The sequence below is a fragment of the Bacillus sp. JJ1609 genome (assembly GCF_036967045.1).
In the GTDB taxonomy this organism is placed as follows: domain Bacteria; phylum Bacillota; class Bacilli; order Bacillales; family Cytobacillaceae; genus Mesobacillus.
Genome location: NZ_JBALSS010000015.1, coordinates 36,550 through 45,514 on the forward strand (window position 1 = coordinate 36,550; position 8,965 = coordinate 45,514).

An 8,965-nucleotide genomic window follows, 5' to 3' on the forward strand; every position below is an offset into this window, starting at 1 on the left:
TTGAAAGAAGTCTTCGAGGAAAGTTGAAAAAAAAGAGTCTCAATCATGCTATAGCATGATTCCCCCCTTTTCTCCCTTGTAAATAAAATTAATCGATCCCTTTTACTATAAAAGGAGCAATTAAAAGCTTGAATAAAACTAAAATCCCAATGATTCCCGCCATTAAATTCAGCAGCCGTACAGCAACATAAGAACAAATTCTCTTTTTACGGAGGGCAAATATATGAGAAGTACAAAGGTTTTTGTCCTGGGTGCATCTTTGATCTTGTTTTTAGCACTTACTGCCGGAGGTATCTTCAGGCGTGATGATATCAAAGCCGATCATTATGGGACACCTGTCCAATCAGAAGGAAATCCGATGATGATCAAACCAGGGGCTAGCAGCCAACATATGGTTGAAATCAATAATGTTCAAATGGGAGAAGGAATAAAGAAGCAGCTTGATACACAGCAAGAGGTTACGCGAATTCATCATAACAAAAAAGATACAAGCCATTACTATGATCACGAGGCGACCGTCGATTTTTTAAACGAACCAAGTGCTGAAGATATTGACCAAATTACCCGTGACATTAAAGGCTGGGTAGTAAATAAGCATTTCGATTCGATCTATATTTTTAGATCGACGGTGATGGAAACACCTGAAATGATTGATTATTTTAAAAAGAGAACAAATGTAGAATATGTCGAGCCTAATTTTATCTTGATGCAAAATCAAGTTAACTTGCCTAATGATCTGCTTTATCAGGAAAATTATCAGTGGAACTTACCTGTGATTGGAACTGAACAAGGATGGGATATTACGCGCGGTTCAGAAGAAATTGAAATCGCAATTGTTGATACAGGAGTGGATCTAGATCATCCGGAACTGAAAAACAGGCTTGTAAAAGGATATAACGTACTGAATGAAAATAATGAGCCAGATGATGATAATGGACATGGAACTCATGTGGCTGGAATCATTGCATCAGAGACAAACAACAATGAAGGTGTTGCAGGCATAACGTGGTTCAATAAAATAATGCCTGTAAAAGCAATGGGAGCAAAAGGGTATGGTACAACGTTTGATATTGCAAGAGGCATAGTTTGGGCTGTCGACAATGGAGCAGATGTCATCAACCTTAGCCTGGGAAATTACCAGCCCTCACAAGTGCTAGAAGAAGCTGTACGATATGCTTATTCAAAAAATGTTGTGATGGTATCAGCAGCGGGCAATGACGGCTCAGATCAGCCAACCTATCCGTCAGCTTATCCTGAGGTGCTGAGCGTGGCGGCTGTCGATTATGACGGAAAAAGGGCCAGCTTTTCGAATTATGGTGAGTACATTGATATTGCTGCTCCAGGTGTCTATATTCCCAGCACCTATTTTAATAAGCAATATGCTTCCTTGTCCGGTACCTCAATGGCCGCACCGCATGTAGCCGGCCTTGCCGCTTTAATTAAGTCAGCAAATCCTGAATTAACGAATACCCAGGTGATCAATATCATAAAAAACTCAGCAATCGATCTAGGCGAAAAGGGTAAAGATATTGATTTTGGCAATGGGTTGATTGATGTAAATTCTGCACTGCAGCAAGCAAAAACAAATAAAGTGGAAACCGAAAAATATCGAGGCAGTCTATTCCAGTTGTTTAGATAAAAAGATTTTTCAAGTAGAAAAGAGCACTTCTCTTATTTAGGAATCCTGAAAATCAAACATATCTCAGCTTTCCGATAAGCAAAAAAAGCTCATCCAGGACGGATGAGCTTTTAAATATTAGGAAACAATCTTTTCCAAAACAGTCAAACAAAAAATCATTGCATTACATATGTTTCTTTAGTCACTCTGTCCAGCAATGGACTCATGTTCCCTGCTGACAGAACAAACAATTCATGCATGGCCCTTGTACAGGCGGTATACAGCAATTTCCTCTCTTCTTCTCTTTGATATTCAGAAGCGTCGAAGATCAGGACAGCATCGAATTCTATTCCTTTAGCAAGATACGCTGGGACTACATTAATGCCTGATTCAAATGTTAATGTGCCTTTTTCAATCAGTCTGGCATCGTGCTTTTGTTTGATTGCTTCGAAGGCTGATTTGCTTTCCTTTGCAGTCTTGCAGATGATCGCGATATTTTTATGTCCCGCTTCTTGCATCTTCTTAATTATTTTACTTGCTTTGGTTACTTGATCATTCATGTCCTCAACTTGAACAATCACTGGTTTTGGGCCAGTTCTGTTAAATGGTTCAATTAATTCTCCGCCATCAATCAACTGGCGGGTGAATTCCACAATCTGCCTGGTGGAGCGATATGTTTTTGTCAATCTATAGGTTTCTTTTTCTCCAAAATCTAGTTCGGATTCTGCCAAAATGGTTGGAGCTCCTGTAGGACCCGAATAGATTGCCTGGTTTATATCTCCGAGCAGCGTCATTTTGCTGTATGGGAACATCATTTTTATATAAGCAAATTGGAATGGTGTATAATCCTGTGCTTCATCGATAAATACATGGCGAATGGATGTATTTGATTTTCTGCCTTCCACTAAGTCTTGCAAATATAAAAACGGGGTTGCGTCCTCGTATGCTATGAAACGTTTTTCTAAATTGCTGATTGAAAATGCACATGATTTTTCCCAGCCATCAGGGAGAACAGCATTTTTTTCGTGACCATGTTTAAAAAAGTCGATAAAAATGGCTCTTGTGTCAACAAACCTAAGTTTTTTAACAGAGTTAAACAGCGGCTTAAAACGTTTTTTAACAACCATTTCAGTAAGCCATTTTTGTTCGCGGTCATAATCATTGAAGGTATCATTTACTGCACCTTGTTTTTGCTGGCTCTGTTTAAAAGCTTCGAGATAATCCTCATTTTCAAGGAATTGGATCTCTCTTTCTACCCATTCTTGTTTTTGTTCAATTTTTGATTTCTTTTTCAATTCCTTGATGAGCCACTCTTTAACCAGCTGTATCCTATTGGGTATCGAAATCTTTTTGTCAATGGATTCGTAGAAGGCTGAGATGTCTTGTTTGGAAATGATCATCCGCTTTTTAAAACCAATGTTTTTAAAAGGGAGTTTTTCCTTTGATAATTTTTCAGCATATCTGTCTAATAGGAATTTAAAATCAAGGCTGGATTTAAATCGGATGCTGTCTTTGCGCACAAAAAATGATTCATCTTTTTCTGCTTCTAATAAAAACTCCATTTGTTCAAAAGGATCCTCAAGTGTATAATCACTTCCAAATCTTGTAGCCAGATATTCCTGAAATGTTGCCTGCTGCATATTTTCTTCACCAAGCTCAGGCAGTACAGTGGCTACATAGCTATTGAATAAAGGATTTGGTGAGAAAAGCATGATGTTTTCTGACTTTATAATATTTCTGTATCTATATAAAAGATAAGCTACCCGCTGCATGGCCGCGGATGTCTTGCCGCTTCCGGCAACCCCCTGGACAATAACAAGGCTGCTGGAATCATTTCGGATAATCTGGTTTTGTTCCTTCTGGATTGTCGCTACAATTGTCTTCATTTGCGTGTCAGCGTTGTTGCCTAATACTTCCTGGAGCATCTCGTCACCGATTGTTACACCGGTTTCAAACATTGCCTTAATTTTTCCTGCCTTGATGACAAACTGGCGTTTAAGCTCTATTATTCCTTCGATCATGTCAGTATCAGTTTTATAGTTAGCTGGTCCTGGAGAGTAGTCATAATACAGGCCAGAAATCGGTGCACGCCAGTCATAGATAAGGAAGTTCTCTTCTTTTTCATCCATTAGCGAAGCGATACCAAGGTATATCTTTTCTGTCTGGCTCTCACCATTCTCCTGAAAATCAACCCTGCCAAAATAGGGGGAAAATCTAAGACGGGATAGAGTTTTCAGCTGCTTGATCATTTGGGATTGTGTACGTTCACGCTCTGATAGGAGTGCTGCTTGCTGTTTGATACTAGTGAATGTTTCTTCGACATCATCGGATTCATCGAAGTTTACAGTTACGTCTTCCCAGAATGTTTTTCTTAACTGGAGTGCATCTGAGCCAACCCCACTAGAGCTTTCATTCCATTTTTCCGCTTTTTTGTCGATCTCCTTTATAATGAAATCCACACGGTTCTGTTCATTTTCCAGGTTTTTCAGCTGTTTTTCTTCCATGAAAATTCACTCCCCAAAATCATGCTCTTTTATTTGACATTTGTTTTACTTTGTGTTAATGTTATATTAGAGTTTTTGTGTATATATACTAACACTTTTATTAGAATCAACTTCCATTTTACTATGTGCATATTTATAATTCAAATACATTTTTTGTCGAATGCACCTTAATATAGGTGTTTTTTTATTTTTCTATTTGACTGTATTGAACTTTACAGTTGATTTACAATTCACTATCGAGTTTGTAAATCAACAATAACCTTTTACCATCCACTCTAAACGTAAGAAAGCCGCGATGCTGTTCACACAGCTCGCGGCTTTCTTCTTTCTTTCTGTTATTTACTTAGTTTAATTACAGTGGCTAGATTTGCAGCCAGCCTTTCCACATATACACTGGCATTCTCGAATGCATCCGACAGAGGGATAATTCCAGGTACGATGCTGAAAACAGCATCTATGCCATGTTCATGAACAACATGGCTGTCATAGCCTACATTGCCTGCGATAGCGATTACTGGAATACTGTGTTTTTTTGCTGTTTTCGCAACTCCGATTGGCGTTTTGCCAAAAATCGTCTGTCCATCAATCTTTCCTTCACCGGTAATGACGAAATCTGCATCCTTCAGCTGATCTTCAAGTGCAGTCGCCTCTAGGACAATATCTACGCCTCTTTTTAACTCTGCCGACAGGAAAGCCATTAAGCCGCCTCCAAGGCCGCCGGCAGCACCAGATCCAGCAATCTTTTCGATATCCTTGCCAACATCTCTGCGAATCATCTGTGCATAATGAATTAGGTTTCCATCCAAAAGTCTCACCATTTCAGGGTTAGCCCCTTTTTGAGGTCCGAATATGCTGGAAGCCCCTTTTGGTCCAGTAAGCGGGTTATCGACATCGCATGCAACTTCGATTGAAACAGATGCCACGCGAGGATCCATATTGGACATATCAATTGCGGCGATGTTCCCCAGTGCGCCCCCTCCATCACCTATTTCGTTTCCTTCAGAATCAAGCAGCTTAATGCCGAGAGCTTTTGCCATGCCGGCTCCGCCATCGTTCGTAGCGCTGCCGCCAATTCCAATAATGATTCGATCGATTCCATAATCAAGAGCGGCTGCTATTAATTCACCTGTACCCCTTGTAGTTGTGATTAATGGATTTCTTTTTTCAGCTGGAACAAGATGCAAACCAGAAGCGGCAGCCATTTCAATTACAGCGGTCTTTTCATCACCCGATATTCCAAAAAATGCTTCGACGGATTCTCCAAGTGGTCCTGTGACCGTTTTCGAAATGATCTTGCCCCCTGTCGCATCAACGAGTGATTGGACAGTTCCTTCCCCTCCATCGGCCATGGGAACTTTAATAAAATCAGCATCAGGAAGAACCTTTTTCATCCCTTTCTCTATTGCCAGGGCTGCTTCAAGTGCAGTCAAGCTTTCTTTAAATGAATCAGGCGCTATTACGATTTTCATGCGCGGCTTCCCCTTTCATTGCTGGATCCGGATTATCAAAACTGGATAAACCTATAAGATAGTGAAAAATCCTTATCCGAAGAACTTAAAAATCCCAAAAATCAACGTGGACACAATCGCTAAAGTTAAACCAATTAAAGTTTCGTAAGGGATTACTTTTAGACGCTCTTTTATTTCCATATTTACACTGCCACCTGTTGCATGGAAGAAGCTTCCGTGAGGGAGGTGGTCAAGTACAGTTGCACCGGCATGAACCATTGCGGCACCTGCTAATGCTGTTACACCCATTTCAAGTATGGTTGATCCGAACACCTGTGATGCAACTGCTGTACCTGCAGTAGTTGAGGCTGTAGCGGCTGACATGAAGATACCAGATACAGGAGCAAGTACATAACCAGGCAGACCAAAAGCTTCTAAACTATTTATGACAACATCCTTCAAACCTGAATTAGCGATAATTCCAGCAAGTGTTCCTGTTCCAAGAAGCATGATTGCAACGCCAGACATTTTGCCTAGGCCTGCTACAGCATAATCATTGATTTTTCTAATGTGACCCATTGCCAGTGCACCAGCAATCCCACCGACTGGCAAAGCGATCATTGGGTCGATATTGATATCAAACAACGGGCGAAGAGCAAGCAGGACAATCGTGACTAATGGAGCGACGATAGCCGGAAAAATCAGCGGCAGCTTTCCGTTGTGCTGCGTCTCACTTTCCTGTGCTGTAACACTTGAACCTTTGTTCACTAGCTTCTTAGCTAAAATATACGTGACAGTAAGTCCGAAAATGGCTGGGATAATTCCAGCCGCCATAACAGAAGTCAAAGGGATTTGGAAAGCATCTGCTGCAGCAATTGCATTCGGATTTGGTGACATGATATTGCCGGCTTTACCGCCTCCGATCATAGCAAGCAAGATAGCTGTTTTAGAGATGCCTGCTCTGTTAGCAATTGCCAATGCGATAGGAGATACAGTAATTACAGCAACGTCGATGAATACTCCAACGGTTGTCAGGATCATTGTCGCAATTGCAAGTGCAAGCAAAGCGCGAGTTTCTCCTACTTTTTTTACAATCGTTTCTGCAATTACGGCAGCTGCACCAGATTCTATCAAGACACCTGCAAGAATACCTGCAGCAAGAATTCTTAATACAGCTGGAATGATGCCTTTAGCACCTTCCATCATCAATGTAACTGTATTCGTGACATCAACACCGCCCACAAGTCCACCGATAAGTGCGCCTGCAATCATTCCGTATGCTGGGGATACTTTTTTAAGAATAAGAAATATTGCAACAATTAGTGCTACAATTGCGCCGAAAGCGCTTACTTGTACATCCACTGTAATTCCTCCTTGTGTCTAGTTGTATCATAATTGTAAGCGCTATCTATAGGTATTTCATTATACAAACGTTCAAAAAAAGACCTGTTCTATCACAGGTCTCTTGTGCAAATGCACAACTATTTCATTTCGTTATTTAATAGAGCGATATAAAGATGCAGCAATTCGGTAGTTTTACGTGGGTCCTTGCCTGTGATTTCAGTGATTTTATCCAGCCTGTACCTTAATGTGTTCCGATGTATGTATAGCTGGTGCGCAGTACCATTCATGTCCCCATTCATTTCGATAAACACTCGTAATGTTTCAGTTAGTTCGCCTTTTGGGTCTTTTTTTGATAAAAGGGCGATGAGTGGCTCCAAATCCTCGGTCAGTCCCTCTCTGGATGCCACAAGTAAAAATACAGGAAGATAAAAATCTTTATAAGTAAAAATGTGCCTTTCAGCTTCTAATTTTAAACCTGCAATCAGTGTGTTAGATGCCTGAAGATAGGATTTTGCTGTGCCGGTAAGTCCACCATGATAGTCCCCAATCGCTATTTTCACATCCATTTTTAAATACTCTTTCATTCCATTATGCCAGCCTTCAGCGATGTTTATTAGATAAGCCAATACTTTGGTAGTTTCTCCTGAAGGGACTTTCTTTAAAATGACAATCCTGTCGTGCTGCATCAAAAATAAATCTTCTTTTTCCAGCATGTTTTTCAGAAAGGAAAAAGATTTCTTGCGATCTGGAGTTAATATTATCATCGCTGATCTTGGCAGCTCCAAGTCAATGCCGAGGCGTTTGGATCGTTCAAGAAAGAGAGAATCAAATTTGCCTTCAAAATGAAGAATCTGGCTGACTAGCTCTTCCCTCAGCCGTTCGTCCCACTGGATTTCATTCATGAGTACAGCTTGCTGAAGGCTTAGCTCTGCGGCCATCCGCACAAGTTCGCCGTAATTAATTATTTCATCAGGTGGTCCTGTAATTCCAATGACACCAACAATTTTTCCCTCGAATGTAATAGGAAGATTTATACCCGCTTTAACGCCATTCAACTTTTTCGCTTCTTCTTCACTGATTGCGAAGCCCTGACCCTTGTCAAGCACCATGACTGCTCCCTCATGGTAATCGTCTATCCGATTTTTATCGCCGGAGCCAATGATGACTCCTCGGTTATCCATCACATTTATGTTCCAGCCGATGATGCCCATTGTACGATCGACAATTTCCTGGGCGAGCTGCTTGTTTAAAAACTCCATAGAAAATACCTGCCTTGAAACAAATATGTTTCTTTCCATTATGGCGGATTAATGCCATAAACAAAAGCGAAAGCGTGTGAACATAAGTCCCCACGCTTCCGAATTATCTAGTCAATGCATGTTCTACTTTTATGCATCTGTCCATGATGACTGTGTAGCCTTTTTCCTTTAAAAAGTTGTAAGCTTCTTCATTTTCAATGCCAAGCTGTGCCCAGAAAACATCAGCATCCCTTTCGGCAAACTCTTTCGCAAGTTCTGGAAGGTATTCTGAACGGCGGAAAATATTGACGATGTCTATGTGGCCTTCAATGTCCTTTAAAGTCTTCACTGCCTTGACTCCCAGAACTTCATCAACAGTTGGATTTACCGGTATAATTTCGTAGCCGGAAGCCTGCATGGCCTGTGACACCATATATGAGGTGCGCTGAGGATTATCGCTTAATCCGACTACTGCGATCCTTTTCGCTTTTTTCAAGATTTTCCCGATTTCTTCCCGGCTTGGATTCTCAATTGCCATGTGTCCCTCACTCCTATGAATGTATTTATATCCCATTTTATTTTAACTCAAGATGTTAAAATGAGACATAATCTTGCCTATTACCTATGTTTTCTTTCAATAAATGAAAATACTTGCATCTTACCACTAAATAAAAAAACGTTATACCGATAAATGTATAACGTTTCAAGCTGTAGACAAACTTGGAAAATCAAGTTTGTCTACAGCTTTTTTTATTTAGTTGATCTTTAATACTAGTCTGTTGATTTCCGTTCCAGGCGCTTCGCTTTCCGCGG

The 8,965-nt window shown here is 40.6% G+C and carries 6 protein-coding genes; 1 reads left to right on the forward strand and 5 read right to left on the reverse strand.

Annotation, left to right across the window (positions count from 1 at the left end; translation table 11 throughout):
- The first annotated feature begins 223 nt into the window (after window positions 1–223).
- Entirely contained in the window at window positions 224–1,639 is a 1,416-nt protein-coding gene (locus tag V7654_RS13095) for a S8 family peptidase (RefSeq protein WP_335430810.1), read from the forward strand.
- Window positions 1,640–1,794: 155 nt separating this feature from the next.
- On the opposite strand, the gene helD is transcribed toward V7654_RS13095, so the two are convergent.
- The 5 genes from helD to V7654_RS13120 form a co-directional block, all read right to left on the reverse strand.
- On the reverse strand, window positions 1,795–4,122 hold the full coding sequence (helD, locus tag V7654_RS13100) for an RNA polymerase recycling motor HelD (RefSeq protein WP_335430811.1): 2,328 nt from the start codon (window positions 4,120–4,122) through the stop codon (window positions 1,795–1,797).
- 335 nt (window positions 4,123–4,457) lie between these two features.
- On the reverse strand, window positions 4,458–5,591 hold the full coding sequence (locus V7654_RS13105; RefSeq protein ID WP_335430812.1) for a glycerate kinase: 1,134 nt from the start codon (window positions 5,589–5,591) through the stop codon (window positions 4,458–4,460).
- A 72-nt stretch (window positions 5,592–5,663) separates the two neighbouring features.
- Window positions 5,664–6,932, reverse strand: coding sequence for a GntP family permease (locus V7654_RS13110; protein WP_335430813.1), 1,269 nt, complete (start codon window positions 6,930–6,932; stop codon window positions 5,664–5,666).
- A 119-nt stretch (window positions 6,933–7,051) separates the two neighbouring features.
- Entirely contained in the window at window positions 7,052–8,173 is a 1,122-nt protein-coding gene (locus tag V7654_RS13115; RefSeq protein WP_335430814.1) for a sugar diacid recognition domain-containing protein, read from the reverse strand.
- Window positions 8,174–8,276: 103 nt separating this feature from the next.
- The gene (locus V7654_RS13120; protein ID WP_335430815.1) at window positions 8,277–8,690 is read right to left on the reverse strand and encodes a CoA-binding protein; all 414 of its coding nucleotides are present in this window, start codon (window positions 8,688–8,690) and stop codon (window positions 8,277–8,279) included.
- Window positions 8,691–8,965: the final 275 nt, after the last annotated feature.

What these genes read in the sequence shown, in the direction of transcription:
- helD (WP_335430811.1), bottom strand. Translation starts at nt 4,122, where the DNA reads ATGGAAGAAAAACAGCTGAAAAACCTGGAAAATGAACAGAACCGTGTG.
- V7654_RS13095 (WP_335430810.1), top strand. Translation starts at nt 224, where the DNA reads ATGAGAAGTACAAAGGTTTTTGTCCTGGGTGCATCTTTGATCTTGTTT.
- V7654_RS13115 (WP_335430814.1), bottom strand. Translation starts at nt 8,173, where the DNA reads ATGGAGTTTTTAAACAAGCAGCTCGCCCAGGAAATTGTCGATCGTACA.
- V7654_RS13120 (WP_335430815.1), bottom strand. Translation starts at nt 8,690, where the DNA reads ATGGCAATTGAGAATCCAAGCCGGGAAGAAATCGGGAAAATCTTGAAA.
- V7654_RS13105 (WP_335430812.1), bottom strand. Translation starts at nt 5,591, where the DNA reads ATGAAAATCGTAATAGCGCCTGATTCATTTAAAGAAAGCTTGACTGCA.